21 protein-coding genes and 1 riboswitch are annotated in these 26,539 nt (G+C 69.7%); of the genes, 8 read left to right on the top strand and 13 right to left on the bottom strand.

Features of this window, described 5'->3' with window-relative positions:
• Window positions 1-94 precede the first annotated feature (94 nt).
• Genes recC through arfB form a run of 4 tightly spaced genes read left to right on the top strand, consistent with a single transcriptional unit; the run spans window position 95 to window position 9,850 of the window.
• A complete protein-coding gene (gene recC, locus CFB45_RS06215) occupies window positions 95-3,433 on the top strand; it encodes an exodeoxyribonuclease V subunit gamma (RefSeq protein WP_089424917.1) in 3,339 nt (1,112 codons plus the stop codon).
• A complete protein-coding gene (gene recB / locus CFB45_RS06220) occupies window positions 3,430-7,140 on the top strand; it encodes an exodeoxyribonuclease V subunit beta (protein WP_089424918.1) in 3,711 nt (1,236 codons plus the stop codon). The genes recC and recB overlap by 4 nt, the downstream gene beginning before the upstream one ends.
• Window positions 7,137-9,449 carry an AAA family ATPase gene (locus CFB45_RS06225; protein WP_089424919.1) on the top strand — a complete coding sequence of 771 codons (2,313 nt, stop codon included), beginning with the start codon at window positions 7,137-7,139 and terminating at the stop codon, window positions 9,447-9,449. The genes recB and CFB45_RS06225 overlap by 4 nt, the downstream gene beginning before the upstream one ends.
• Window positions 9,446-9,850 (top strand): alternative ribosome rescue aminoacyl-tRNA hydrolase ArfB, encoded by a 405-nt coding sequence (arfB, locus tag CFB45_RS06230; protein WP_011351491.1) that lies wholly within the window; start codon window positions 9,446-9,448, stop codon window positions 9,848-9,850. The genes CFB45_RS06225 and arfB overlap by 4 nt, the downstream gene beginning before the upstream one ends.
• A 58-nt stretch (window positions 9,851-9,908) precedes the next feature.
• Here arfB and CFB45_RS06235 read toward each other — a convergent pair whose 3' ends face one another.
• The 5 genes from CFB45_RS06235 to thiC form a co-directional block, all read right to left on the bottom strand.
• Window positions 9,909-11,189 (bottom strand): sensor domain-containing phosphodiesterase, encoded by a 1,281-nt coding sequence (locus tag CFB45_RS06235; RefSeq protein WP_089424920.1) that lies wholly within the window; start codon window positions 11,187-11,189, stop codon window positions 9,909-9,911.
• A 459-nt stretch (window positions 11,190-11,648) separates the two neighbouring features.
• Complete coding sequence (locus tag CFB45_RS06240) at window positions 11,649-12,575, bottom strand: DMT family transporter (protein ID WP_089424921.1); 927 nt, start codon at window positions 12,573-12,575, stop codon at window positions 11,649-11,651.
• Between the two features lie 152 nt (window positions 12,576-12,727).
• Window positions 12,728-12,982: a hypothetical protein gene (locus CFB45_RS06245; RefSeq protein WP_089424922.1), complete on the bottom strand. Its 255-nt coding sequence runs from the start codon at window positions 12,980-12,982 to the stop codon at window positions 12,728-12,730.
• A 218-nt stretch (window positions 12,983-13,200) separates the two neighbouring features.
• The gene (locus CFB45_RS06250; RefSeq protein ID WP_069247576.1) at window positions 13,201-13,413 is read right to left on the bottom strand and encodes a glycine zipper 2TM domain-containing protein; all 213 of its coding nucleotides are present in this window, start codon (window positions 13,411-13,413) and stop codon (window positions 13,201-13,203) included.
• A 239-nt stretch (window positions 13,414-13,652) separates the two neighbouring features.
• Entirely contained in the window at window positions 13,653-15,584 is a 1,932-nt protein-coding gene (thiC, locus tag CFB45_RS06255; protein WP_048024440.1) for a phosphomethylpyrimidine synthase ThiC, read from the bottom strand.
• Between the two features lie 124 nt (window positions 15,585-15,708).
• A riboswitch (TPP riboswitch) is annotated at window positions 15,709-15,825 on the bottom strand.
• A gap of 272 nt (window positions 15,826-16,097) precedes the next feature.
• On the opposite strand from thiC, the gene CFB45_RS06260 reads away from it, so the two are divergent.
• The 3 genes from CFB45_RS06260 to CFB45_RS06270 all read left to right on the top strand — a co-directional run bounded on the left by CFB45_RS06260 (window position 16,098) and on the right by CFB45_RS06270 (window position 17,917).
• The gene (locus CFB45_RS06260) at window positions 16,098-16,373 is read left to right on the top strand and encodes a pentapeptide MXKDX repeat protein (RefSeq protein WP_011351498.1); all 276 of its coding nucleotides are present in this window, start codon (window positions 16,098-16,100) and stop codon (window positions 16,371-16,373) included.
• A 93-nt stretch (window positions 16,374-16,466) separates the two neighbouring features.
• Window positions 16,467-17,099 (top strand): cytochrome b/b6 domain-containing protein, encoded by a 633-nt coding sequence (locus tag CFB45_RS06265; RefSeq protein ID WP_089424923.1) that lies wholly within the window; start codon window positions 16,467-16,469, stop codon window positions 17,097-17,099.
• A 29-nt stretch (window positions 17,100-17,128) separates the two neighbouring features.
• Window positions 17,129-17,917 (top strand): molybdopterin-dependent oxidoreductase, encoded by a 789-nt coding sequence (locus CFB45_RS06270; RefSeq protein ID WP_089425873.1) that lies wholly within the window; start codon window positions 17,129-17,131, stop codon window positions 17,915-17,917.
• A 90-nt stretch (window positions 17,918-18,007) separates the two neighbouring features.
• On the opposite strand, the gene CFB45_RS06275 is transcribed toward CFB45_RS06270, so the two are convergent.
• Together CFB45_RS06275 and CFB45_RS06280 are read right to left on the bottom strand one after the other, a co-directional pair.
• The gene (locus CFB45_RS06275) at window positions 18,008-18,289 is read right to left on the bottom strand and encodes a helix-turn-helix domain-containing protein (protein WP_089424924.1); all 282 of its coding nucleotides are present in this window, start codon (window positions 18,287-18,289) and stop codon (window positions 18,008-18,010) included.
• Complete coding sequence (locus CFB45_RS06280; protein ID WP_089424925.1) at window positions 18,286-18,639, bottom strand: type II toxin-antitoxin system RelE/ParE family toxin; 354 nt, start codon at window positions 18,637-18,639, stop codon at window positions 18,286-18,288. The genes CFB45_RS06275 and CFB45_RS06280 overlap by 4 nt, the downstream gene beginning before the upstream one ends.
• 505 nt (window positions 18,640-19,144) lie before the next feature.
• Here CFB45_RS06280 and CFB45_RS06290 point away from each other — a divergent pair.
• Complete coding sequence (locus CFB45_RS06290) at window positions 19,145-20,353, top strand: EamA family transporter (protein ID WP_089425874.1); 1,209 nt, start codon at window positions 19,145-19,147, stop codon at window positions 20,351-20,353.
• Between the two features lie 21 nt (window positions 20,354-20,374).
• Here CFB45_RS06290 and CFB45_RS06295 read toward each other — a convergent pair whose 3' ends face one another.
• The 6 genes from CFB45_RS06295 to CFB45_RS06320 form a co-directional block, all read right to left on the bottom strand.
• Complete coding sequence (locus CFB45_RS06295) at window positions 20,375-21,574, bottom strand: MFS transporter (RefSeq protein ID WP_089424926.1); 1,200 nt, start codon at window positions 21,572-21,574, stop codon at window positions 20,375-20,377.
• A gap of 192 nt (window positions 21,575-21,766) precedes the next feature.
• On the bottom strand, window positions 21,767-22,591 hold the full coding sequence (locus tag CFB45_RS06300) for a phosphodiesterase (RefSeq protein ID WP_089424927.1): 825 nt from the start codon (window positions 22,589-22,591) through the stop codon (window positions 21,767-21,769).
• A gap of 84 nt (window positions 22,592-22,675) precedes the next feature.
• Complete coding sequence (locus CFB45_RS06305) at window positions 22,676-23,707, bottom strand: ABC transporter ATP-binding protein (RefSeq protein ID WP_089424928.1); 1,032 nt, start codon at window positions 23,705-23,707, stop codon at window positions 22,676-22,678.
• Between the two features lie 13 nt (window positions 23,708-23,720).
• Window positions 23,721-24,623, bottom strand: coding sequence for an ABC transporter permease (locus CFB45_RS06310; protein ID WP_089424929.1), 903 nt, complete (start codon window positions 24,621-24,623; stop codon window positions 23,721-23,723).
• Window positions 24,624-24,633: 10 nt separating this feature from the next.
• Complete coding sequence (locus tag CFB45_RS06315) at window positions 24,634-25,458, bottom strand: ABC transporter permease (protein ID WP_089424930.1); 825 nt, start codon at window positions 25,456-25,458, stop codon at window positions 24,634-24,636.
• 17 nt (window positions 25,459-25,475) lie between these two features.
• Window positions 25,476-26,504, bottom strand: coding sequence for an ABC transporter substrate-binding protein (locus CFB45_RS06320; protein WP_089424931.1), 1,029 nt, complete (start codon window positions 26,502-26,504; stop codon window positions 25,476-25,478).
• Window positions 26,505-26,539 lie beyond the last annotated feature (35 nt).

Here is a 26,539-nt window from a genome sequence, read left to right on the forward strand (position 1 = left end):
CCTTCCGGACGAGGTTCGCGACGGCGGCCCATTTGCTATCCTTGGTGATCCTGTTCGCCCGGCCCGGCCGGCGCGAGGTTCCGACGCCTGCTTCATGCTCCATCTCTTCTATTCGAACCGTCACGAAACGCTGGCCGATGCGCTGCTCGAGGATCTGGCCGCGTTCCCGGCCCGCAATGGCCCGTGGGCGCCGCAACAGGTCATCGTGCCGAGCGCGGCGCTGCGCCGCCGTCTCGAGCTCGACATCGCCGCGCGCAACGGCGTGTGCGCGAACGTCGAGTTCACGTATCTCGCGCAATGGCTGTGGGCGCAGATCGGCCGCGTGCTGACGGTTCCCGCGCGTTCGCCGTTCGCACCCGATCGCCTCGTGTGGCGCTGCTACCGGCTGTTCGCGCAGGCGGCCGACGGCGCGCCGTGGCTCGCGTCGCCGCGGCTGGCCGCGTATCTGTCCGCGTCCGACGATGCGATGCGCTACGAGCTGGCACACCGCGTCGCGGCCGTGCTCGATCATTACCTGACCTATCGTCCCGAATGGCTGGCCGCATGGCAGGCCGGCGAGTCCGTGCTCGCGGGCGACGGCGCGCCGCGCGGGATCAGCGACGCCGCACGCGACGACGAACGCTGGCAGGCCGCGCTGTGGCGCGCGCTGCTCGCCGAGCTGAGCGACAGCGGCACGCCGCCGGCGCACCGTTTCCTCGTCGAGGCGCGCCATCTCGATCCGCAAGCCATCGCGCGCGCGGACTGGCCGGAATCGGTCAGCGTGTTCGCGCTGCCGACGATGCCGCCGCTGCACGTCGCGTTGCTGCGCGAGCTGTCGCGCTGGATCGACGTGCGCGTCTATGCGCTGAACCCGTGCCGCGAATTCTGGTTCGACATCGTGACTGCCGCGCATGCCGAGGCGCTCGATGCGGCCGGGCGGCTCGATTACCAGGAAGTCGGCCATCCGCTGCTCGCCGAATGGGGCAGGCAGACCCAGGCGCAGCTGCACATGCTGCACGAGCTGACTGAAAGCGCCGCGTCGGGCGACGCGTCGCGTTTCGTCGAGAATCCCGCGCCGACGTGGCTTGCGCGCGTGCAGAACGCGATCCTCGAACTGCAGCCGGAGGCCGAAATCGGCGACACGCCGGCCGAGCGCGGGATCGAGGTGCACGTGTGCCACAGCCTCGCGCGCCAGCTCGAGGTGCTGCACGACCGGCTGCTCGCGTGGTTCGACGCCGACGCGAGCCTGCAGCCGTCCGACGTGCTCGTCGCGGTGGCCGATCTCGCCGCGGCCGGGCCGCTGATCGACGCGGTGTTCGGCACGGCCGGCGCCGGCGGCTCGCGTGTGCCTTACCGGATCACCGGCCTGCCGCCGTCGCAGGCGAACCCGGTCGCGCGCGTGCTGCTCGACTGGCTCGCGTTGCCGGAGCGGCAGGTCGGTGCGCCCGAACTGGTCGAATGGCTGCGCGTCGACGCGGTGGCGGCGCGCTACGGTATCGATGCGGCGGCGCTGGAGACGGTGCAGACCTGGCTCGCGGCCGCCGGCGCGCGGCGCGGGCTGTCGCCGCTCGCGAGCGACGATGCAGCCGTGCCGTCGCCGCGCCATACGTTCTCCGATGCGCTCGCGCGGCTCTTTCTCGGTTATGCGATGCCTGAGGGCGCGGCGCCGGTCGGCGCGTGGCTGCCGATCGAGGCGGCCACCGGCAGCGAGGCCGAACTGCTCGGCCGGCTCGCACGCTTCACCGACGATCTCGACGGCTTCTCGCGGCGGCTGGCCGAATCGCATACGCCGCAAGGCTGGAGCGAGCTGTTCGCCGATACGCTCGCGCGGTTTTTCGATTCGGGCGCCGCGTATGCGGACGCGCTCGCGGGCGTGCGCGACGCGCTCGACGCGATGCTGGCCGCGATGACGGAGGGCGCGCCGGACGAAGCGTTGCCGGCGGCGGTCGTCCGGGCGGGGCTGGCCGCCGCGCTCGACGATCCGGCGCGCGGCGGCGTGCCGTGGGGCGGCGTCACGTTCTCGTCGCTGACGAGCCTGCGCGGCCTGCCGTATCGCGTCGTCTGCCTGCTCGGGATGGACGATGGCGTGCTGCCGAGCCTCGCGCGCGCCGACGAATTCGACCTGATGGCCGTGTTGCCGAAGCTGGGCGACCGCCAGCGCCGCGACGACGAGCGCAACCTGTTTCTCGACCTGCTGCTCGCCGCGCGCGACCGGTTGATGATTGCCTACACGGGCCGCAGCATTCGCGACAACGCGCCGTTGCCGCCCGCGGCACTCGTCGACGAACTGCTCGACCATCTCGCGCTCGTCACGGCCGGGCCCGACGCGGCGCCGGACGCGGTCGATGCCGCGCGGCGTGCATTCGTCGTCGAGCATCCGCTGCAACCGTTCGCGGCCGCCTATTTCCAGCCCGGCAGCGAACTCGTTTCCTTTGACGCCGAGCGTGCGACGCTCGCGTCGCTGCTGGCCGCCGAGGCGTCGCGCGACGGGCCGCGCGAGTTGCCGTTCTTCGCGCAGCCGCTGCCGGCCGAACCGGTCGAGCCTGTCGCATTCAGCGAATTCGAACGCTTCTGGCGCCATCCCGCGCGTGCGCTGCTGCGCGCGCGGCTCGGCATCGTGCTCGCCGACGCGCAGGCCGAACTGCTCGACACCGAGCCGTTCGCGCTCGACTTCGCCGGCAGCGATGCACTCGCCGAGCGCGTGCTGCCGTTGCTGATCGAGTCGGACGAGGGCGGCGTGCACGATCACGCGCTGCGCATTGCGGACGCGAGCCCCGAACTGCCGGGCGGCGCGACCGGCGCCGTGTGGCGCGACCAGGCGCTCGGATCGATGACGCAGCTTGCGTCGAACGTGCGCCGCGCGCTGGCCGACGGGATGGAGCGGCGGCCGTTCACGCTCACCGTCGTGCCGGCCTGGCCGGACACCGAACAGGCGCTGTTCGGCGCCGACGACGCGCGGCTGTCGGGCGACGCGGTGAGCGCGCCGCTCGACCTGCACGGCACGCTGAACCGGCTCACGCCGGCCGGGCAGATCATCTATCGCTATGCACGGCCGAGTGCGCGCGACTACCTGTCCGCGTGGCTCGCGCATCTTGTCTACTGCGCGGTGGAGCCCGGTGGCCCGCGCCGCACGCTGTGGTTCGGCAGCGGCGGTGCATTCGAGCTGACGCCCGTCGCGGCGCCGCTCGAGCAGCTCGCGCCGCTGGCCGCGCTGTTTCGCGCGGGGCGGCGCATGCCGCTGCGGTTTTTTCCGCGCAGCGCGTGGGCGAGGGTGTCCGACGGCGAGGCGAAGGCCGCGAGCGTCTGGATCAACGAACGGGTCGTGAGCGAGGCCGACGATCCGGCCATCGCGATCGCGTGGCGCGGTGCGCATGCATCGCTCGACGAGCCGTTCGGCACCCTCGCGCGGCTCGTGTTCGATCCGCTCGTCGCACATCTGAAGGAGGTCGCATGAGCGCCGTGTCGCAGCCGCAGCAGGCGCTCGAACTCGACGTGTTCGCGTGCCCGCTCGACGGTGTCAACCAGATCGAGGCGTCGGCCGGCACCGGCAAGACCTGGAACATCTGCGCACTGTATGTGCGCCTGCTGCTGGAGAAGGATCTCGGTGCGGATGAAATCCTCGTCGTGACCTTCACGAAAGCGGCGACCGCCGAACTGCACGAACGGATTCGCGGTCGCCTCGCGCAGCTCGCGCATGCGCTCGACACGGGTGACGACGGCGGCGATCCGTTCATCGAGCGTCTGCTGGAAACCACGCTCGGCGAAGACGGTGCGCTCGATCCCGAAACGGCCGCGAAGCGGATCCGGCGTGCGCTGCGCGCGTTCGACCAGGCCGCGATCCATACGATCCATGCGTTCTGCCAGCGCGCGCTGCAGGAAGCGCCGTTCGCGGCGGCGATGCCCTTCGCGTTCGACATGGAGGCCGACGATGCGTCGCTGCGCTTCGAACTGGCAGCGGATTTCTGGCGCACGCGCGTCGAGCCGGCAGCCGCGCGCTGGCCGGGCTTCGCGACCTGGCTCGTCGAATCGGGCGCCGGCCCGGCCGCGCTCGATGCGCAGCTCGCGCGCCGGCTGAAGAAGCCGCTCGCCGCGCTGCGCTGGGACGGCGTGACCGAGCCGGACGAATCGGCCGAGGCGGCGGCCGCCGAATGCTTCGCCGAGGCCGAGCGGATGTGGGCGGCCGAGCGCGACGCGATCGATGCGTTGCTGCGCACCGCGCAGTCCGCGCTCAACCAGCGCTCGCACAAACCCGAGGCCGTGGCCGATGCGCTGGCCGCATGGACCGCGCATTTCGCGCAGGGCGACGCGACGGCTGCGCTGCCGAAGGCTGCGCTGAAGCTCACGCACACCGCGCTCGTGAAAGCCACGAAAAAAGGCGGCGCGACGCCCGAACACGCATTCTTCGACGTGGCCGACGCGCTCGAAGCGGCCGTGGCCGCGGCCGAGGCCGCGCAGCGCGCGCGCTGGCTCGCGCTGATCGCCGAATGGCTCGACATGGCGCCGGGCGAGCTGGCCGAGCGCAAGCGCACGCGGCGCGTCGTCTCGTTCGACGATCTGCTCGCGAACCTGTACCACGCGCTGCATGCGCATCCGTGGCTTGCCGAAACGCTGCGCGCGCGCTATCCGGCCGCGCTGATCGACGAGTTCCAGGATACCGACCCGCTGCAGTTCGCGATCTTCGACCGGATCTTTGCGCCGGGCGGCCCGCTGTTTCTGGTCGGCGATCCGAAGCAGGCGATCTACAGCTTCCGCGCGGCCGATCTGCATACCTATCTCGCCGCGCGCGCACGGGCGAGCGCGTGCTACACGCTCGCGGTCAACCAACGTTCGACGCCCGCGATCGTCGATGCATGCAACCGCTTCTTCATGTCGAATCCGCGCGCGTTCGTGCTCGACGGGCTCGACTACTACGCGGTGCGTGCCGGCACGCGCGTGCGCGCGCCGTTCGTCGACGCAACCGATCCGGGCCCGGCAGGCGACTTCCGGGTGTGGGCGTTGCCAGGCGGCGAAGGCACGTTGCTCAAGCGTGATGCACAGGCACAGGCCGCTCAGGCCTGCGCCGCCGAGATCGCGCGGCTGATGCGCGGCGCGCGCGAAGGGCGCGTGCGGCTCGGCGAGACACCGCTGTCGCCGGGCGACATCGCGGTGCTCGTGCAGACGCACCGGCAGGGCAGTCTCGTGAAGCGCGTGCTGTCGACGTGGGGCATCGGTAGCGTCGAACTGGCGCAGGCTTCGGTGTTCTCGACCGGCGACGCCGAGCAGCTCGAGCGCGTGCTGGCGGCGATCGATGCACCGGGCGACCTGCGGCGCTTGCGCGCGGCGCTCGCATCCGACTGGTTCGGCCTCGATGCCGGTGCGCTGTGGCGGATGGAGCAGGGCGACGGCGACGCGCAACGGGAAGCATCGGCGGCGGACAGCGCCGACGCGATGAGCTGGGTCGAGCGCTTCTCGCGGTATCGGCTGTTGTGGCGCGAACGCGGCTTCGCGGTGATGTGGCGCACGTTCACGCGGGAGCTGCGGATAGCCGAGCGCCTGATGGCCGGCGCGGACGGCGAGCGCCGCGTGACCGACATCAACCATCTGGCCGAACTGACGCAGGCACGCGCGTCCGCGCAGCCGGGCATCGCGCCGACGCTGCGCTGGCTCGCCGCGCAACGGCTCGACGGCGGCGGCGAGGAAGCGCAGCTGCGGCTCGAATCCGATCGCAACCTCGTGCAGATCGTCACCGTGCACAAGTCGAAAGGCCTCGAATACGCGATCGTGTTCTGTCCGTTCCTGAACGACGGCGCGTTGCGCGAGCCGCCCGCGTCCGCATTGCCCGATGCGCGCGAGTATCACGACGAGGCGGGCGACGCGGTGCTGCATTACGGCTGCGACGACGAGGCGGCCGAGCATGCGGCGCGGCAGGCGCTGCGCGAGCAGGCGGCGGAACGCGCGCGGCTCGTCTACGTGGCGCTCACGCGCGCGGTTTATCGCTGCTATGTCGTCGCCGGGCCGTACCTGTCGTCGCGCTCGACGCGTGAATCACGGCGCAGCGTGCTCAACTGGCTCGTCGCGGGCGCCGGCCAGTCATTCGATGCGTGGCTCGACGAGCCGCCCGACGAGGCTGCGCTCGATACAGCGTGGAAGGCGCTCGCGGGTGGCCCCGTGAGCGTCGCGCCGCTACCGGCGCCCGTGCGACCCGAACGTCTCGCGGCCGGGCACGACGCATCGCAGACGCTCGCGGCGCGCCATGCGACGCGCGTGCTGCGCGATGCGTGGCGGATGGCCAGCTTCAGTTCGCTGACCGCGTCGATGGCGCGTGAGGAGGCGGGTGTCGCGGCCGTGCCCGATGACGAGCTGCGGCCCGATCACGATGCACTGGCCGCGGTGGCGCCGGATGGCGAATGGCTCTTGGCCGATCCGGTTGCGCCCGAGCCGCCGGACGACGATATCCTCGTGTTCCCGCGCGGCGCGGCGGCCGGCGAGTGCCTGCACCGCCTGTTCGAGCTCAGCCGCTTCACCGAGCCCGAGTCGTGGCCCAGGGCCGCGCTCGGCGCGCTGCACGACCGGCCGGTCGAGGCTGTGCCCGAGCTGGCCGCGCGCCTGCCGGCGATGATGGTGCAGCTGGTCGACGATGTCGTGCACACCGAGCTCGTGCCGGGCATGCGGCTCGCCGATCTCGATCCCGCGAAGCGGCTCGACGAAATGGGTTTCCTGTTCCCGGCGCCCGCGCTCGACCTGATGGCGCTGCGCCGGCTGCTGGTCGCGCACGGCTACCCGGACGTTGCACTGGAGGCGGGCATGCTCGCCGGTTTCATCAAGGGTTTCATCGACATGATCGTCGAACACGACGGCCGCTTCTGGATCGTCGACTGGAAGTCGAACCATCTCGGCACGACGCCGGACGCCTATGGCCCGCGCGCGCTCGACGTCGCGATGGCCGATCACGCGTATCACCTGCAGGCGCTGCTCTATACGGTCGCGCTGCATCGCTACCTGCGCGGCCGGCTGCCCGACTATGACTACGACACGCATATCGCGGGCTACCTGTACCTGTTCGTGCGCGGTGTACGGCCCGGCTGGCGCAGCGGCGGCGAACCGGCCGGCGTGCATGCGCGGCGGCCCGAGCGTGCGCTCGTCGACGCACTCGACCGGATGATGGAAGGGGGCCGCGCATGAACGCGCAGGACGACACGCTCGAATTTACCGGCGGCCTCGTCGCGCGGCTGCCCGAACCCGCCGATTTCGGCATCGCGCTCGCGGAAGGGTTTGCGCGCCGCATCGGCGATCTGGCTCGTCGCGCCGGTGCGCCGGCCGCGGTCGCGCGCTGGGCGGCGCGTGCCGCGTTCGCGACGAGTCGCGCGACCGCGGGCGGCCACGTGTGCGTCGCGCTCGGCGCGCTCGCGCAGCGCTACGAAGCCCCGCTCGACGAAGTCCGTGCGGCGCTTGCCGCGAGCGGCGTGGTCGCGTTCGGCACGCTCGCACGCGGCGACGAGCGGCCGCTGATCGTCGACCGCCACGATCACCTGTACCTGTCGCGCTATTTCGACTACGAACGGCGGCTTGCCGATGCGCTCGTCGCGCAAGCCGGTGTGGCCGCGCCGGACGAAGGTCTAGCGCCCGACCGGTTGCGCGACAGCCTCGCGCGTTACTTCGGGCCGGCAACCGGCGAAGTCGACTGGCAGCGCGTCGCGGCGATCGTCGCGCTGACGGGCCGCGTGACGATCGTCAGCGGCGGCCCGGGCACGGGCAAGACCACGACCGTCGTCGGCGTGCTGGCCTGTCTGCTCGACGCGCATCCGGGGCTGCGCGTCGCGCTGGCCGCGCCGACCGGCAAGGCCGCGCAGCGGATGCAGGAAGCGCTGCATGCACGGGCCGGCGACCTGCCGCCCGAACTCGCGGCGCGCCTGCCGGATACGTCATACACGCTGCACCGGTTGCTCGGCGGCGGCGGGGCGGCCGGGTTCCGGCATCATCGCGACAATCCGCTGCCGTACGACCTGATCGTCGTCGACGAGGCGTCGATGATCGACGTCGCGCTCGCCGCGCATCTGCTCGATGCGCTCGCGCCGGGCGCGCGGCTCGTGCTGCTCGGGGACAAGGACCAACTGGCCGCGGTCGAGGCGGGTGCCGTGTTTGCAGAGTTGAGCGCGCGGCCGGCGTTTACCGTCGCGGCGCGCACGCGCATCGCGCAGGCGCTCGGCATCGACGAGGCGGCATTCGTCGCGGCGCTGCCGGTGCGGGACGACGCCGCGACCGCCGCCGCTCCCGCTGCGCATCCGGCTTCCGTCGCGGTCGAGGCGCCGGCGCCTGCCGCGGCCGCTACGCGCAAACCAGCGTCGCGACGGAAAGTCGATGAGCGACAGGCATCGCTTTTCGACGACGAACCGCAGGATGACGACAGTTCGCCGTCCAGCGTCGCGCCGCCGCCGGCCGCAGGTCCGGCGCTGACCGAAACCCGTGAGCCGGGTGAGGCTGGCGCGGCAGGCGACGCCCCCGCGTGGATCGAGGTCGACGAACTTGCGTGGCTCGACGCCGTCGAGCTGCCGCCGTTCGACGCGGGCGACGCGGCGCTTGCGTCGATCACATCGATATTGCCGGGCGAACCCGCCGCCGCGCCCGCCACGCCCGCACCTGCACCCGCACCCGCACCGCTCGCCGACTGCGTGGTCTGGCTCGAACGCAATTACCGCTTCGGTCTCGATTCACCGATCGGGCGGCTGTCGCTCGCGATCCGCAGCGGCGACGTGCAGGCCGCGCTCGACGCGCTGCCCGCCGACGATTCGGCCGCCGCGTCATTCCACGACGATGCGGGCGAGTCGCTCGCGTCGTCGACGGTCGAGCGGCTCGCGCGGCGCTTCGGCGCTTACCTCGACGCGTTGCGCGACACGCTGGCCGCGCCGGCGCCCGATCCGCTGCCGCTGTTCGACGCGCTCAACCGGTTCCGGATCCTGTGCGCGACCCGTAGCGGCTTGCGCGGCGCGGAGCACGTCAATGCGCTCGTGGCCGCGCACGTGCGCCACGCGGCGCGGGTGCCGCTGGCGGTCGGCGCGCACTGGTTCACGGGGCGGCCGATCATGGTGACGCGCAACGACTATGCGCTCGGGCTGTTCAACGGCGATATCGGCATTGCGCTGCCCGACGCGCACGGCGTGCTGCGCGTGTGGTTCAGGCGCGCGGACGGCACCGCGCGCGCGGTGTCGCCGGCCGCGCTGCCGCCGCACGAAACCGCGTTCGCGCTGACGGTCCACAAGTCGCAGGGCTCGGAATTCGACGAAGCCGCGCTCGTGCTGCCGGCGTCGTTCGGCCGCGTGCTCACGCGCGAGCTCGTCTATACGGCCGTCACGCGTGCCCGCACGCGCGTGCAGGTGATCGGGCCGCGGCGCGTGCTCGCGCAGGCGGTCGCGACGCGTACGCAGCGCGATTCTGGGCTCGCGGCACGCGTCGACGAGGCGCTGGCACGGCGCCGCAAGGAGGTTGCGCGATGATGATCCGCTATACGCTCGATCCGGCCGAAGTCGAATGGACGGCCGTGCGCGCGCAGGGCGCGGGCGGGCAGAACGTGAACAAGGTGTCGAGCGCGATCCACCTGCGCTTCGATATCCGCGCGTCGTCGTTGCCGCCCGTCATCAAGGAGCGGCTCCTTGCACTGTCCGACCAGCGCATCACGCGTGACGGCATCGTCGTGATCAAGTCGCAGGAATATCGCACCCAGGAGAAGAATCGCGAAGCCGCGCTGGCGCGACTCGATGCGTTGATCAGCGGCGTTGCATTCACGCCGCGCGCGCGGGTCGCCACGCGTCCGACGCGTGCGTCGAAGGAGCGGCGGCTCGAGCACAAGTCGCGCCGCAGCGTGGTGAAGTCGGGAAGAGGGAAGGTGACCGACTAACGAATGGATGAGCGGACGAACGACGGGTGCGGTAGCCGGTCGCCCGCCGTCGTGCCGGCTAGCGCATCACGGTCCCGGCGCTGTCGAGCACGAAGTCGACGCAGAACACGACCAGCCGGTTCTGCGCGCGGATCGCGACGGCGGCCGTATAGCAGTCGCGGCCTTCCGTCAGCGAGAAGTGCGGGCCCATCAGCGCGACGCGTCCGGGCGCGGCGATCGCGCGCTGGAAATACGGGCGCCGCGACCAGTTGCTGTGGGTTTCCGGGAAGAGCGGCGAGAGGCGGGTGAAGCCCGCCTGGCCGTCGTCGGCGCGCGCGCCGATCGACGGCAGGAACTGCTCGCCGGTTTCGTCGGTGACGAACACGCGGCGCGCGGCCGGCACCGCGAACACGCGCTGCGCGGCGTCCTGCAGGTTGCCGCTTGCGGAAAACGCCGCCGCGCCGGACAGCACGAGCCGCTCGATCGCGTCGAAGCCGGGCTGCTCGGCGGCGACCGGTGTGTGCCGGCGCGCGATGAAGCGCTGCCACGCGGCGTCGAGCATCGCGGGTGCTGCCGCGCTGGCATGGGCGATCGATGCATCGGGCTGGCCGAACTGGAAACCCTGCACGAAATCGATGTCGGCTTCCATCAGCGCCTGCAGCGAGTCGTCGCTCTCGACGCCCTCGGCGAGCACCATCGCACCGGCCTGATGCAGCATCGACACGAGGTGATGCATGATCCTGCGATCGTCGGCCGAACCGGTCGAGCGGACGACGAGCGAGCGATCGAGCTTGACGATGTCGGGGCGCGCGCGCCACACGCGGTCGAAATTCGAGAATCCCGTGCCGAAGTCGTCGATCGCGATCAGGAAGTCGCGATGCTGGATCATGTCGATCGTGCGGGCGAGCGCGGCTTCGTCGCGCGACGGCTGTTCGACGACTTCCAGCACGATGCGGTTCGGCGGCAGCGCGAAATGCCGGCACAGCGCCTCGACGAATTCGCGCTGCACGAGGCCCGAGTCGAGCACGCGCGGGTTGACGTTCAGGAACAGCCAGCCGTCACCGATGCCCTGCGCGACGAAGTTGGCCGTGTGCAGGCAGCGCGCGAGCCGGTCGAGCAGCAGCGCGTCGGCGTCGGCGCGCGTCTTGTCGAACAGCGCGGCGGGTGAGATCAGGGCGCCGTTCGGATCGACGACGCGCAGCAGCGCTTCGTAGCCGACGACCCGCTTGTGCGTGATCGACAGCACGGGCTGGAACACGCTGCGCAATGTCGTGGTGCGATAGGTGGCGACCCAGCCGCCGGGCGTCGGCGTGAGGCGTTCGAGCAGGGAGTCGAGCGAGAGGTCGCGGGCGGGCTTCATGTCAACGGTGCCCGGGGCCAAGCGGCAGAACGACGGCGCGCCGCCACGCTGAAGCAGTCGCACGCGCCGGCGGACGCGAAAGGACATGGAACATCGAGGCCGCCTTCTGCGGGTAAGTGTCCGGAGTGTAGCGGGAACGCGGCGGCTCGCGTATCAGGGAAACTCCAGACACACGCGGGAACGGAACTGCGGCCGGCGCCGCTCGCATGCGCGCCGCGCATGACCGCCGCGCAGCATCGGGCGTCGCCGCCGCACATGACAATCCGGCAGCATGCCATGCCATGCCATGCCATGCGAGGCGGGAAATCCTGGCGGCCGGCAAGTGGCGAGCGAAGGTCGCCGTCAGACGAATGCCGGTCGCGCCGCGGCACTATCCGCGGGCGCGGCGATCAACAGCCTGCGCCCGGTCGTCACGCATCACGGCCGCAGCGATGGCGGCGCGTGCCCCCGAATGTATCGTCAGGTCGCTTCGCCGCTGCGCGGCCGGATCCCGGGAATCCGCTTGATCGCGCCGGTCGCGAGCGCGGTGCCGACGAGCACGATCGCGCAGCCTTCGATCATCACGGCCGACACGTGTTCGCCGAGGAACAGCGCGCCCCACAGCAGGCCGAACACGGGAATCACGAACGTCACGGTAATCGCTCGCGCGGGGCCGATGTGCGCGATCAGGTGGAAGAAGATGAAATACGCGATGCCGGTGCAGGCGACGCCCAGCGCGAGCACCGAGCCCCATGCGTGCGCGCTGACCGGCGCGGCCGGCCAGGTGGCGATCGCGAACGGCAGCAGCAGGAGGGTCGAGCCGATCATGCTGCCGGTCGCGTTGACGAGCGGATCGACGCCGGTCAACTTGCGCTTCGTGTAGTTGGCTGCGATGCCGTACAGCAGCGTCGCACCGAGCGCCGCGGCGGCGGCGAGCGCGGTCGCGGCGGCGCCCGTTTCGCCGTGCGCATTCGCGATCTGGTTCCACACGAGCGTGAGCACGCCGGCGAAACCGATCACGAGGCCGAGCGCGCGCGGCAGCGACAGCTTGTCCTTCAGCCACAGGTAGGCCACGAGCGCGCCCCACAGCGGCGTCGTCGCGTTGATCACCGACGTCACGCCGGCCGACAGCGTCAGTTCGGCGAACGCGAACAGGCAGAACGGAATGCCCGAGTTCAGTGCGCCGACGACGAACAATGGCCACGCATGACGGCGCAGCCGGGCGCCGAGATCGGCGGGTTTGAAGCGCGTGAGCGCGAAGCCGGCGAGAAACAGCGCGCCGATGCCCACCCGCAACGCCATCAGCGGCGCGACGCCGAAATCGACCACGCCGACTCGGATGAACAGGAAGGACGCGCCCCACAGGGCGGCGAGCACGGTCAGCAGGAGAGCGTTCTTGGGTGACATCGATCGGCGAGGGCGGGGACGGGATGCGAGGAATCTTACACCGCGTTACCGCCCCGTCGTTTCACGATCGGATGAAACGACAAGAAACGGCCATTCCGCCGGTTTGCCGCCGGCCGGCGGCCGCGCCGCCACGTGCGGCGCGGCCGATCAGGTCAGTGATGACGCCAGCCGCCGCGTCCGCCGAAGCCGAAATTGAGCGACAGCGCCGGGCCCCAATAACCGCCCCATGCGGGCGCATAGGCCGGCGCCGGATAGTAGTAGGCGGGGGCCGGATCGACATACACGGGCGCGGGCTGTACCGGCACCGGCGCCGCCGTGTAATAGCCGCCCGGATAGTAACCGTACGGGTAATAGCAGCCGGCAAGCGTCGTGCAGGCAAGCGCCGCGGCGACGAGGGTCCTGTTCATGATGTGTCTCCGGCGGAGCCGGCTATCGGCAGATGCTTGAAGCTTAGGCCGAGTCCCGATGACACGGTATGAGAAACGGTAACCGATCATTTCCGGGGGGGCGGCCGCGCCAGTTGCGGCGCGACAGACGAAAACGGCGCTTCCGCCCCGCGGAAACGCCGTTGAACCGCCCGGCCCGCCGCTGGGCGACGACGCCCGGCCGGCCGATGTCGGACTGCTTACTTGCCGACCTGGTTACCGATGATGCCGCCGGCCGCCGCGCCGCCCAGCGTCGACAGCGCGTTGCCGCCGATCGCCGCGCCGGCGACGCCGCCGACGCCCGCACCGATTGCCGTATCACGCTGGCGTCGCGACATCGAATCGCAGGCCGACAGGCTGGCCACTGTCGCGACGAGGAGAGCGTATACCCCAAAACGCCGAATCGAATTCATGATCGTTGTCCTTGTGGTAGTGAACGGAAGGCGCACGACCGGCTGGCGGCCGTGCATGTCCCCAATCTACGCGCCGTCCCGCGCTGCTGCTGTAAGGACTTGTTAAGGCTCGCGCGGTTTCGTAATCAATTGTTTCGCATAGGCCGGCAGGCACGCGACATGCGCAAAAAAGCCCGCTCGAAAGCGGGCTTCGTGCCTGGCGAGACGATTCGGCGGGGAGCGCCGGACCGCGCATTCGCTTACTGGCGATGATAGATTTCGGCGCCGGTCTTGACGAACTCGACCGCCTTCACTTCCATCCCCTTCTTCAGCGCCTCGGTTTCCGACACGCCCTGCTGCGCCGCGAACTCGCGCACGTCCTGCGTGATCTTCATCGAGCAGAAGTGCGGGCCGCACATCGAGCAGAAGTGCGCGACCTTCGCCGAATCCTTCGGCAGCGTTTCGTCGTGGAATTCGCGCGCCTTGTCCGGATCGAGGCCGATGTTGAACTGGTCTTCCCAGCGGAACTCGAAGCGCGCCTTCGACAGCGCGTTGTCGCGCACCTGCGCGCCCGGGTGGCCCTTTGCGAGATCGGCGGCGTGCGCGGCGAGCTTGTACGTGATGATGCCTTCCTTCACGTCGTCCTTGTTCGGCAGGCCCAGGTGCTCCTTCGGCGTCACGTAGCAGAGCATCGCGGTGCCGAACCAGCCGATCATCGCGGCGCCGATGCCGGACGTGATGTGGTCGTAGCCCGGTGCGATGTCGGTGGTCAGCGGCCCGAGCGTGTAGAACGGCGCTTCCTTGCACCAGTCGAGCTGGAGATCCATGTTCTCCTTGATCAACTGCATCGGCACGTGGCCGGGGCCTTCGATCATCACCTGCACGTCGTGCTTCCACGCGATCTGCGTGAGCTCGCCGAGCGTCTTCAGTTCGCCGAGCTGCGCTTCGTCGTTCGCGTCGTAGATCGAGCCGGGGCGCAGGCCGTCGCCGAGCGAGAAGCTCACGTCGTACGCCTTCATGATCTCGCAGATCTCTTCGAAGTGTTCGTACAGGAAGCTTTCCTTGTGATGCGCGAGGCACCACTTCGCCATGATCGAGCCGCCGCGCGACACGATGCCGGTCATCCGGTTCGCGGTGAGCGGCACGTATTGCAGGCGCACGCCCGCATGGATCGTGAAGTAGTCGACGCCTTGCTCGGCCTGTTCGATCAGCGTGTCGCGGAAGATTTCCCAGGTGAGGTCCTCGGCCTTGCCGTTGACCTTTTCCAGCGCCTGGTAGATCGGCACCGTGCCGATCGGCACCGGGCTGTTGCGGATGATCCACTCGCGCGTTTCATGGATGTGCTTGCCGGTCGACAGGTCCATCACCGTGTCGCCGCCCCAGCGGATCGCCCACGTCATCTTGTCGACTTCCTCGCCGATCGACGACGTGACGGCCGAGTTGCCGATGTTCGCGTTGATCTTCACGAGGAAGTTGCGGCCGATGATCATCGGCTCGGATTCCGGGTGGTTGATGTTCGCGGGGATGATCGCGCGGCCGCACGCCACTTCCGAGCGCACGAATTCCGGCGTGATCTCGGCCGGTGCGTTCGCGCCGAAGGCCGCTGCGCCGAACGCCTGGCCCGGGTGCTGGCGGCCCATCATCGCGGCGAGCTTCGCACCGTTCGGGCCGCTCGCCTTCAGGCTCTCGAGGTACTCGGCGCGGCGCTGGTTCTCGCGGATCGCGATGTATTCCATTTCCGGCGTGATGATGCCCTGGCGCGCGTAGTGCATCTGCGTGACGTTCTTGCCGGCCTGGGCGCGGCGCGGGTTGCGGTGCAGGCCCGGGAAGCGCAGGTCGGCGGTGGCCGGGTCGGCCGCGCGCTCGAGGCCGTACTGGCTCGACAGGCCGCCGAGCACTTCGGTGTCGCCGCGTGCCTCGATCCAGCCCTGACGCAGCGCGGCCAGGCCCGCGCGGATGTCGATCTTCGCGTCCGGATCGGTGTAGGGGCCCGATGTGTCGTACACGTAGATCGGCGGATTCTTTTCGCCGCCGAAGCCGGTCGGCGTGTCGGCCTGCGTGATTTCACGCATCGGCACGCGGATGTCGGGCTGGGAGCCGGTGACATAAACCTTGCGGGAATTCGGCAGCGGGGCGACGGCCGCGGCATCGACATGAGCGTCGGCGGACAGAAACTTCGGATTGGCGTTCATGCAATCTCCTGTGTGAGCGCCGGACAGGCGCTTCGGCGCTTGCCCGGAGCCCTTGACGTATGTGGGGCTCGAGCTAAGCAGGAGACGAGGCTTGGTGAGGCGGCGGATTTCGTCAGAAGGATGGCGGCGAAATCCGTACGCTTCCCTGCGCTGGCATTATCCAGATCAGGTTCAAAGGGTATTTCTCACCCGCAATGCCGGTTGTTTGACCGGGCGCATTGCAGGACCCCCGCGTTAGCAGGGCACACGATACACTGGCTTGGCGGCGGTTTCAACCGGGAGAGGATCGGCTGCCCCGGTGCGGCCGCAGCATGGCGGGCGGTACGGTGGCCCGTCGAAATGGCAGCGCGCGTCGCTGCCGCATGGCCTCCCGGCTTGGCCGGCCGCGGCAAAGCGGTGCAGCATGACGCGCTTTCGCGCAACTTCAAAAAAAATTTTCGCAGCGGCTGTCATTTCCCGCGACGTCGTCCGTCTATTCGGCTCCTTAAACCCATGTTGTTTTGGAGAGATGTCATGAAAAAAGTACTGATTGCCGCTTGCGTTGCCGCTTTCGCCACGATCGCCACGGGCGCGTATGCGCAGAACGATGCGATGTCGCAGCCGGGCTCGTCGATGTCGAAGGACGCGATGGGCCACGACGCGATGGCCAAGGATGCAATGGGCCATGACGCGATGAAGAAGGACGGCATGAAGAAGCATGCGATGAAGAAAGACGCGATGAAGAAGGACGCGATGTCGCACGACGAGATGGGCAAGCCGTCGGGCGACAAGATGGCGCCGTCGAACTGACGAAAGGCGGACGCGGCGCGGCCGGCGCGTGCGTCGCACGGCGGCCGCCCGCATCGCGTCCCGTCCCGTTGACTCATTCCGGGAGTCTTCATCATGCAAACCGTTCCCGCCACCGGCCGCGCGGCCGCCACGCCGCCCGTGCGCCCGATTCATCCGCTGTGGGTGCGCGCGAGCCACTGGCTCAACGCGCTCGCGGCGATCCTGATGGTGCTGTCCGGCTGGCGCATCTACGACGCGTCGCCGATCTATCCGCCGTTCACGTTCCCGCACGGGATCACGATCGGCGGCTGGCTCGGCGGCGCGCTGCAATGGCATTTCGCGGCGATGTGGCTGCTCGTCTTCAACGGACTGTTCTACCTGACGATGTCGATCGCGACGGGGCGCCTCGCGCGCAAGATGCTGCCCGTCACGCCGGCGTCGATCTGGCGCGACATCCGTGCCGCGCTGGGCGGGCGGCTGTCGCACGCCGACCTGAGCGTCTACAACGCGGTGCAGCGCGCCGCCTACCTGACCGCGATCGTCGATCTCGTCGTGCTGGTGCTGTCGGGGCTCACGATCTGGAAATCCGTGCAATTCCCGCTGCTGCGCGAATTGTTCGGCGGCTACGACAACGCGCGAGTCGTGCACTTCTGGGCGATGTCGCTGCTCGTCGCATTCATTGCCGTTCACGTCGCGATGGCGCTGCTGGTGCCGCGCTCGCTGCTCGCGATGCTGCGCGGGCGCTGACCCGTCAACCTCGGGTGAAGGAAATCATCATGTCGGAATCCGAAACCAAGCGCGACGGTTCGCGCTGGACGCTCGACCGGAAGTCGCTCGAACTCGACGTGCGCCGCGAGCTCGAGATGCCGTCGCGGCGGCTGTTCAACCGGCGCGTGCTGACGCTCGGCGGGCTGACGATGCTGACCGGCTGCACGCTGAAGGACGACGCGTCGGTCAACACGTTCCTTGAGACGGTGTCGCGCATGAACGACCGCGTGCAGGCCTGGCTGTTCAGCGGCGAGCGGCTCGCGCCGACCTACACCGAAGCCGACATCACGCGACCGTTCCCGTTCAACGCGTACTACGGGATCGACGACGTGCCGCACGTCGACGCGTCGACGTATCGGCTCGTGCTGTCCGGCCGCGTGACGGGCAAGCGCGTGTGGACGCTCGACGAACTGTATGCGCTGCCGCACGCGGAACAGATCACGCGGCATATCTGCGTGGAAGGGTGGAGTGCGATCGGCCGCTGGGGCGGTACGCCGTTCGGCGCGTTTCTCGCCCGCGCCGGCGCCGACACGCGGGCGAAGTACGTCGGCTTCAAGTGCGCGGACGATTACTACGAAAGCATCGACATGCCGACCGCGCTGCATCCGCAGACGCTGCTCGCGTTCGACTACGACGGCCAGCGGCTGCCGCCGGAGTTCGGTTTCCCGATGAAGCTGCGGATGCCGACCAAGCTCGGCTACAAGAATCCGAAGCACATCATGGAGATCTTCGTGACCGATACGTTTCCGGGCGGCTACTGGGTCGACCAGGGGTACAACTGGTTCGGCGGATCGTGAGCGGTGCGGTGCGGTGCGGTGCGTGGCGGGCGGTGGCGGCGCATGCGCGTGCCGCGATGCGTCGGGCATCGCGGCATCGCACGTGACGTGTCACGCGGATTCGCGCACCTGGAGGTCGACGCGCAGGCCGACGGCCGCCGCCATGTTCACGAGCGCGTCGAGCCCGAACAGGTTGATCTTGCCGCGCATCAGGTCGGAGACGCGCGGCTGCGTGACGCCCAGTTGTTTCGCGGCCTGGGCCTGACTGAGCTCGAGCTGTGCGATGCGCTGCTTGAGCGCGATCATCAGCTCGGATCGCAGCTTCATGTTCTCGGCTTCAGCCGGCTGGCCCTCGATTGCGTCCCAGACGCTTGAATGACGGTCGTTGGTCATCGTTTCCTCTCCATCGTCAGCGCGCGATAGCGCCGGGCGGCCAGTTCGATATCGGCCCTGGTCGTGCGCGCCGCTTGCTTCCGGAAGCGGTGCAGCACGTAGACGGCGTCGGCGAATGTCGCGACGTAAATGATCCGGAACGCGCCGCTCGCATCGCGCAGGCGAATTTCCCGCACGCCGATGCCGACGGTGCGCATCGGCTTCCAGTCGTCGGGCGCGAACCCGCGTTGTACCTGGTCGATCTGGTGGCCGGCTTCGCGTCGTGCGGGCAGCGGAAAGCCGCGAAGATCCGCTAGCGCGCTGCCGACGAAGACAACAGGCTTCGGCGGGAGAATGGTTGGATTATACAAAATTTTGTATGGGCGGTGCGGGTGTCGAAGGAAGGTCGTCCAGCGCATGACGCGCGTGAGCCGACCGTCACGATAAGGGGGAAGCGCGGGCCGGCGTGCAGGACTGGCCGTTCGGCCGATGGCTGACTCGATCGCGACGGATGGCGTGGATGGCGGGTCGGATTGACACCCTGGCAACGCACGCGCGTCGCGTATCCGGCCCCCGATTTCACCCGCCCGCCGGCCGGGAAATGTCGCGCGGAAACATCATTCGCGATCCTTTCAGACTGGTCCGACGATGCTTTCGAATCCTTGATGCCATAATGCCGAGCGTGCGCAGCCGAAACGGTTGCGCGCGTTTTTTTTGTCCCTCTGCCGCCGCTTGCCGGTTCTCTTTCGTCGCCGTTCGCACTGCCATGTCGTTCCGCACGTTCGCTCTGCCTTCCCGGTCCCGCCAGGGCCGTTTGCCGGCATCGCCGGCGCCTTTCAGCGGAGCACGCGGCGTGACGTGCGGGCAGGCTGCTCGATGACGCCGCTCGACCGCCTCCTCGATTTCTTCGCCCGCTTCTCGTTCCGGATCCGGCTGCCGCAAAGCCGCGGCGGTCGCGTCGCGCTGGCGCTCGTCTTCATCTATTTCGTCTGGGGTTCGACCTACAGCGGCCTGCATTTCGCGCTGCAGTCGTTCCCGCCGCTGCTGCTGTCGGGGCTGCGCAACCTGCTCGGCGGGATCGGCCTGTTCATCTTCGCGCTGCGGCGCAAGCCCGAATGGCCGACGCTGCTCGAAATCCGCAATGCGGGGATCGTCGGCACGATGCTCGTCGCGCTGTCGTCCGGCACGATCGCGCTCGGGATCAGTCTGGTCAGCAGCGGCTCGGCCGCGGTGATGGTGGCCACGGTGCCGCTGTTCGCGACCGTGATCGCCGCAGTTGCCGGGCGGCCGGTCACGAAAGGCGAGTGGTCGGCCGTGGCGCTCGGGATGGTCGGCATCGTCGTGCTGAACTCGGGCGGCGCGGCCGCGCACAATTCGGCGCTCGGCACGATCTGCGTGCTGGCCGGCGCCCTGTTCTGGGCCGGTGGCGCGCATCTCGCGACGCGGCTCAAGCTGCCGTCCGACCTGTTCCTGTCCACGTCGCTGCAGATCGGCCTCGGCGGCATGATCTCGACGCTCGTCGCGTGGCTGGTCGGTGAGCGCGTCGAGCACCTGATGGTGGGGCCGGTGTTCGCGTTCCTGTACCTGATGGTGTTCTGCACGATGGCCGCGTACGTCGCGTACGGCTACCTGATCCGCCACACGAGCCCGATCATCGCGAGCAGCTGCATGTACGTGAACCCGATCGTCGCGGTCGCGCTCGGTGCGCTGCTGCTTGGCGAGCCGGTGACGATGGCGACGGTGGTCGCGACCGTCGCGATCCTCGGCAGCGTCGGGCTGTCGTTCGTATTCGATCCGGCGCGCCGGCCCGCGGCGCGCGCGGCGGCTGCCAGCTCGGCGGCCGTGGCGGCTGCGTCGACGGCGGAGGCTGCAGCGGCGCCCGAACAGATCGCGGTGCCGGAGGCGGCGCCGATCCTGGCGCCTTCCGCCGTTCCGCTGGCCGTGCCGACGCCGGCTGCCGTGATGGATCCTGCCGCGGTCATTGAACCCGCACCGGCGTTCGCCACGCCGCCCATCGCCGAACCGGCACCGGCGTTCGCTCCATCACCCGCCGCCGAACCGGCCGCACCCCGCGCCGACGCGTGACGCGGCCGTGGCCGGTCGCGCTCAGTCGCGCCGGCCGCCGCGATGGTGGAACCATCCCCCGAGCGCGGTGAACATCAGCCCGGTTGCACACATCCCGATCCAGCCGAACGCGTGCCATGCGGCGACGCCGGCCGACGAGCCGAGCGCGCCGCCGATGAAATAGCACACCATGTACACCGTGTTGACGCGGCTGCGCGCCTCGGGCTTCAGCGCATAGATGCGCGACTGGTTCGAGATCTGCGCGGCCTGCACGCCGACGTCCAGCACGATCACGCCGATCACGAGCCCGACGAGGCTCGAGCCCGACAGCGCGAAGATCACGAACGAGAGCGCGAGCAGCGCGATCGCGAGCGAGATGATCGCGCGCGGGCCGCGCTTGTCCGCGAAGCGGCCCGCGTACGGTGCCGCGAGCGCACCCGCCGCGCCGACGATCCCGAACAGGCCGGCGGCCTGCGGGCCGAGATGGAACGGCGCGCCGGCGAGCAGCAGCGTCAGCACGGGCCAGAACGCGCTGAATGCCGCGAACAGCGCGGCACCCGTCAGCGATGCCTCGCGCAGCCCGCGCAATTCGATCGCCAGATGCCACATCGAGCCGAGCAGCTTGCCGTACGACAGCGTCGACGTCGGCGAGCTGCGCGGCAGCCGCAGCACGATCACGGCGGCGAGCGCGACGAGCGCCGCGACCGACGCGGCGAACACCGCGCGCCAGCCGAAATACTCGGCGACGAAGCCGGCGGCCGTCCGCGCGAGCAGGATGCCGAGCAGCAGGCCGCTCATCACGGTGCCGACTGCATGCCCGCGTTCGGCGGGCGGCGCGATCTCGGCGGCGAACGGCACGGCCTGTTGCGCGATGGTCGCGAGTACGCCGATCGCGAGGCTCGCGACGGCAAGCACGGCCAGCGACGGCGCGGTGGCCGCGACGATCAGCGCGACCGACAGGCCGGCGATCTGCATCAGGATCAGCCCGCGGCGGTCGAAGCGGTCGCCGAGCGGCGCGAGCAGGAACATGCCGGCCGCATAGCCGAGCTGCGTCGCGGTCGGCACCGCGCCGATCCACGAAGCGCCGTCGGGAAACGCCGAGCGGAAGCTGTCGAGCAGCGGCTGGTTGTAGTAGATGTTCGCGACGGACACCCCCGCGATCGTCGCGAGCAGCAACAGCAGGCTGCGCGAATAGTGAGGCGAGGCGGCGTCGGTCGGACGGTCGGTGGGGGCGGTGGACATGGCTGCGCGAACGGAAGTGGGGCGGCGCAGCGCGCGGCGCACGCGTCGGGTGCGCAGGCGGGCGGGGCGCCGTCGAGGCTGCCGATCATACCGGAGCGACGGGAATCCTGCCGGACGGGGGCAGATCGGCCAAACCGGCCAAATCTGTGTAACCGGCCGGCCGCTGCCCGTCATCGTGCGTGCGTCAACCCGTCAGTCGACCAGCTCACCCGTCGGTTCATAGAACGGATAGGGCCCGGCCCCCTCATCGACATACACGTGATGCGACGTCATCCCCGCATCGGGCACATAGTGATGGACCGCGAACGCCGGCGGTTCGAGCCGGAATGCGGAAGGCCCATCGGGCCGCAGGTCGAATGCGACCTGATGCGCGGGCGACGGCACCGCGGCGGCGAGCGTGCCGCCGAAGCGCGTGAACATCGTGCGATGCACGTGGCCGCACAGCACGCGCTCGACGTTCGGATGGCCGCGCAGCAGCGCGTCGAGTTTCGCGGAGGCGGCCGGCGCGAGGCGCAGCTTGTCCATGTGGCCGATTCCCGACGCGAACGGCGGGTGATGCAGCGCGACGATCACCGGGCGGTCGCGCGCCGCGTCGAGTTGCGCGGCGAGCCAGGCGAGCCGCGCGTCACACAGGTCGCCGTAGCTTGCGCCCGGCACCTGCGAATCGAGCGCGAGCACGCGCACCGCGCCGATGTCGAGCGTGTATTGCACGAATTCGCCCGCCTGCAGCTCGGCGCGATCGGCGAACGCGCGGCGCAGCCCGGCGCGGTCGTCGTGATTGCCGATCATCAGGTAGTACGGAATCTCGAGCGCGGCGAGCAGCCCGCGCAGGTTGCCGTACTCCTCGTCGTGGCCGAAATCGGTCAGGTCGCCGGTGACGAGCACCGCATCCGGGCGCGGCACGAGCGCGTTCAGTTTTTCGATGCAGCGCGTGAGCGCGGCCGCGGTGTCGACGCGCCGGTACGCGAGCTGTCCCGGACGCTTGATGTGGAGATCGCTGATTTGAGCAAGCAGCATCGTCGTTCCTCGGAATTGTCTGATTGTTGTCACGGCGTCGTGCGCCGCGGTGGGGTGCTGCATGAATGATGCCGGAAGGACGGATCAGGCGCCGAGCGCGATCAGGCCTTCGGGCGCGACCGTGAGGCCGACCGCCGTGCCGCGTGCGAGTGCGATGCGGCCCGGCACGTCGATCACGAGCGCGTCGGGGGCCGCGTGCTCGATCGTGAGCCGCGTGCGCTCGCCGAGGAACGCGCATGCACTCACGACGCCGCGCAACGGCGCATGCGCGGGATCGGCCAGTTGCGCATCCTCGGGGCGGAAGAACCACTCGTCGGCGGCGTGCGGCGTCGCGATCGCGCCGCCCGTGGTCACCAGCGTGCCGTCGCGCCATTGCCCGGCGAGCCGGTTCAGCGTGCCGATGAACTGCGCGACCGTGCGGTTGGCCGGGTGGTAGTAGATGTCGCGCGGCGTGCCGATCTGCTCGATGCGGCCCGCGCCCATCACGACGATGCGGTCGCCGAGCTCCATCGCTTCGGCCTGGTCGTGCGTCACGTAGACCGTCGTCACGCCGAGTTCGCGCAGCAGCGCATTCATCTCGCGACGCAGCGTGTCGCGCAGCTTTGCGTCGAGCGCGGTCAGCGGCTCGTCGAGCAGCAGCACGCGCGGCCGCACCGCCAGTGCGCGGGCCAGTGCGACGCGCTGGCGCTGGCCGCCCGACAACTGGTCGATCGGCTTGTCCGCATGCGCGTCGAGCCGCATCATCGCGAGCAACTCGTCGACACGTTCGCGCAGCGCGCGCGGCTCGGTCTTGCGGATCTTCAGCCCGTAGCCGACGTTGCCGCGCACCGTCAGGTTCGGAAACAGCGCGTAGTTCTGGAACACCATGCCGACCTGCCGGCGCTCGATCGGCAGCGCGGTCACGTCGTCATGGCCGAATGCGATCGTGCCGCCGGCGTCCGGCGTGTCGAGGCCCGCGATCAGGCGCAGCGTCGTGGTCTTGCCGCAGCCGGACGGCCCGAGCAGCACGAGCGTTTCGCCCGCGCCGATCGACAGGTCGAGCGGCTCGAGCACGCGCGTGCCGCGGAACGTTTTCGCGCAGCGGGTGAGGGTGATGGGAGTGGAATCGAGTTTCATGTCTGCGAGAAATTCAGCGCGGGCGCTTCTTGAGTGCCCGCGTGCCGGACGGATCGACGCCGAGCCACTGCATTGCGACGAGCAGCGGCAGCGTCATCAGCAGGAACAGGATCGTGTACGCGCTGCCGACTTCGAGGCGCAGCGACGCATACGTGTCGGCGAGCCCGACCGGCAGCGTCTTGGTGTCGGGCGTGTGCAGCATCCACGTGAGGTTGAATTCGCCGATCGACAGCGTGAGCACCGCGAGCGCACCCGCGACGATGCCGGGGCGCAGGTTCGGCAGCACGATCGTGACGAAGCGCGTGACGAACGACGCACCCAGGCTGGCCGCGCCTTCCTCGAGCGTGCGCAGGTCGGCGCCGGCCGCGACGGCCGCCACCGCGCGCACCATGAACGGCAGCGTGAACACGACGTGGCCGACGACGATGAACCACAGGCTCATCCGGAACGCGGTGAAGCCGCCGTACACGACCAGCAGCGCGAGCGCCGATGCAAGGCCGGGCAGCGCGACCGGCAGCACGAGCGCCTCCTCGATCGCGCGCGCGGCGCGGCTCTTGCTGCGTGCGAGCGCGTAGCCGGCCGGCACGCCGACCGCGAGCACGATCGCGAGCGTCGCGAAGGCCACGTAAAGCGACAGTGCGACCGAGCCGTGATACTGCTGCCACACCTGTTCGAGCCAGCGCAGCGTGAGGCCGCTCGACAGGCCGCGGAAATAGTTGACGGTGAGGCCCGCGAGCACCGACATCACGACCGGCACGATCAGGAACGCGCACAGCAGCAGCGTGACGCCCCATTGCAGCACGGCGATCGCGCGCGCGCCGGTGACGCGCGGCGCGCGGCGGGCGACGCCGCTCGCCTGCACGGGAGCGGGAGCCGGCGACGGCGACGGCGCGGAAGAGCCGGAAAGCGATTGCATGCAGGAATCCTCAGGCCGCGGCGGCGGCGGTGTGGCCGGTGAAGCGGCGCGCGAGTGCGAGCACGGCCCAGGTGACGATGCCGAGCACGATCGACAGGCCGGCCGCCGTCGCGATGTTCGCGTTCAGCGTGAACTCGGTATAGATCGTCATCGGCAGCACGTTCAGGTCGGTGGCGAGCGTGAACGCGGTGCCGAACGCGCCCATCGCGGTCGCGAAGCAAATCGCGCCGGCCGCGATCAGCCCGGGCGCGAGCGCGGGCAGCACGATGTCGACGAAGATGCGCCACGGCGACGCGCCGAGCGAACGCGCGGCTTCCTCGAGCGACGCGTCGAGCTTGGACGCCGCCGCGATCACGGTGACGATCACGCGCGGAATCGAGAAGTACAGGTAGCCGATGAACAGCCCGGCGACCGAGTACGCGAAGACCCACTTGTCACCGGTGAGCTTCGCGGACAGCATGCCGATCAGCCCCTGCCGGCCGGCGAGCATGATCACCATGAAGCCGACGACGACGCCCGGGAACGCGAGCGGGAACGTGAGCAGCGCGAGCAGCACGCGCTTGCCCGCGAATTCGCGGCGAGCGAGCAGGAGGCCCGAGATCGTCGACAGCACGAGCGTCGCGAGCGTGACGCCCGCGGACAGCGCGATGGTCTCGCCGAGGCTCTTCATGTAGCGCGCATTGCCGAGCAGCGCCGCGTAGTGCGGGAAGAACGCGCCGTCGGCGGACACCTGCACGAGTGCCGCCATCGGCAGCAGCCAGAACGCGGCGAACACCGCGAGCGCCGGCGCGACGAGCGCGACGCGCCAGCGCAGCGGGAAGGTCAGGTCAAGCATCGATGAGGTCCGGCCGCTTACTGCATGACTTGCAGGTATTGCTGGCCGAATGCCTGCTGGCCGGCTGCCATCTTGCCGAAGTCGACCGGTTTCGCACGCGCGTATTCGCTCGCCGGCAGGAACTTCGATGCGATGTCGGCGCCGAGCGTCTGCGCGCGCACCGGGCGCAGGTACGCGTTGGCCCACAGCTTCTGGCCTTCGTCGGACAACACGAAGTCGAGCACCTTCTTGCCGTTCGCGTCGTGCGGGGCGCCCTTCACGAGACTCATCACGTACGGCACGGCGATCGTGCCTTCCTTCGGAATCACGAACTCGACGTTCGCGCTGTCCTTGTACTTCGCGCGATACGCGTCGAAGTCGTAGTCGAGCAGGATCGGAATTTCACCCGACAGCACGCGCGCATACGCGGTCTGCTTCGGCACGATCGGCGCGTTCGCCTTCAGCTTCCTGAACCAGTCGAGCGCCGGCTTGAAATTGTCGAGGCTGCCGCCGAGCGCCTGGTTCACGGCCACCGCGCCCGCATAGCCGACGAACGCACTCGACGGGTCGAGGTAGCCGACCATGCCCTTGTATTCCGGCTTCAGCAGATCGGCCCACGAGCGCGGCACCGGCTTGCCGTCGAGCGCGTCCTTGTTCACGAAGAAGCCGAGCGTGCCCGAATGGATCGCGAACCAGTAGCCTTGCGGGTCCTTCAGGTTCGCGGGGATGTCGTTCCAGTGCGCGGGCTTGTACGGCGCGATCACGCCCTTGTCCTTCGCCTGGAACGCCGACGACACGCCGAGGTAGACCACGTCGGCGACCGGGCTCTTCTGCTCGGCGATCAGCTGCGCGATCGACTGGCCCGAGTTCTTGTTGTCGAACGGCACGCGGATGCCGGTCTTCTGCTTGATCGCCGCGATCTGCGCGGCCCAGTCGGCCCATTCGGGCGGGCAGTTGTAGCAGATCGCCGTTTCGTCGGCGTGGGCGGCGGGCGCGCCGGCGAGGAGCGCGGCGCAGGCGACGGGCGCTGCAAGCGCGCGCAGCAGCGAGGTCAGGCGAAAGGACACGGTAGGTCTCCGGGCGAGGGTGAGGCGCTGGTGTG

Source organism: Burkholderia sp. HI2500, assembly GCF_002223055.1.
GTDB lineage: Bacteria > Pseudomonadota > Gammaproteobacteria > Burkholderiales > Burkholderiaceae > Burkholderia.

Coding starts and splice junctions, on each gene's coding strand:
- recC (WP_089424917.1), top strand. CDS start 95: ATGCTCCATCTCTTCTATTCGAACCGTCACGAAACGCTGGCCGATGCG.
- recB (WP_089424918.1), top strand. CDS start 3,430: ATGAGCGCCGTGTCGCAGCCGCAGCAGGCGCTCGAACTCGACGTGTTC.
- CFB45_RS06225 (WP_089424919.1), top strand. CDS start 7,137: ATGAACGCGCAGGACGACACGCTCGAATTTACCGGCGGCCTCGTCGCG.
- arfB (WP_011351491.1), top strand. CDS start 9,446: ATGATGATCCGCTATACGCTCGATCCGGCCGAAGTCGAATGGACGGCC.
- CFB45_RS06235 (WP_089424920.1), bottom strand. CDS start 11,189: ATGAAGCCCGCCCGCGACCTCTCGCTCGACTCCCTGCTCGAACGCCTC.
- CFB45_RS06240 (WP_089424921.1), bottom strand. CDS start 12,575: ATGTCACCCAAGAACGCTCTCCTGCTGACCGTGCTCGCCGCCCTGTGG.
- CFB45_RS06245 (WP_089424922.1), bottom strand. CDS start 12,982: ATGAACAGGACCCTCGTCGCCGCGGCGCTTGCCTGCACGACGCTTGCC.
- CFB45_RS06250 (WP_069247576.1), bottom strand. CDS start 13,413: ATGAATTCGATTCGGCGTTTTGGGGTATACGCTCTCCTCGTCGCGACA.
- thiC (WP_048024440.1), bottom strand. CDS start 15,584: ATGAACGCCAATCCGAAGTTTCTGTCCGCCGACGCTCATGTCGATGCC.
- CFB45_RS06260 (WP_011351498.1), top strand. CDS start 16,098: ATGAAAAAAGTACTGATTGCCGCTTGCGTTGCCGCTTTCGCCACGATC.
- CFB45_RS06265 (WP_089424923.1), top strand. CDS start 16,467: ATGCAAACCGTTCCCGCCACCGGCCGCGCGGCCGCCACGCCGCCCGTG.
- CFB45_RS06270 (WP_089425873.1), top strand. CDS start 17,129: ATGTCGGAATCCGAAACCAAGCGCGACGGTTCGCGCTGGACGCTCGAC.
- CFB45_RS06275 (WP_089424924.1), bottom strand. CDS start 18,289: ATGACCAACGACCGTCATTCAAGCGTCTGGGACGCAATCGAGGGCCAG.
- CFB45_RS06290 (WP_089425874.1), top strand. CDS start 19,145: ATGACGCCGCTCGACCGCCTCCTCGATTTCTTCGCCCGCTTCTCGTTC.
- CFB45_RS06295 (WP_089424926.1), bottom strand. CDS start 21,574: ATGTCCACCGCCCCCACCGACCGTCCGACCGACGCCGCCTCGCCTCAC.
- CFB45_RS06300 (WP_089424927.1), bottom strand. CDS start 22,591: ATGCTGCTTGCTCAAATCAGCGATCTCCACATCAAGCGTCCGGGACAG.
- CFB45_RS06305 (WP_089424928.1), bottom strand. CDS start 23,707: ATGAAACTCGATTCCACTCCCATCACCCTCACCCGCTGCGCGAAAACG.
- CFB45_RS06310 (WP_089424929.1), bottom strand. CDS start 24,623: ATGCAATCGCTTTCCGGCTCTTCCGCGCCGTCGCCGTCGCCGGCTCCC.
- CFB45_RS06315 (WP_089424930.1), bottom strand. CDS start 25,458: ATGCTTGACCTGACCTTCCCGCTGCGCTGGCGCGTCGCGCTCGTCGCG.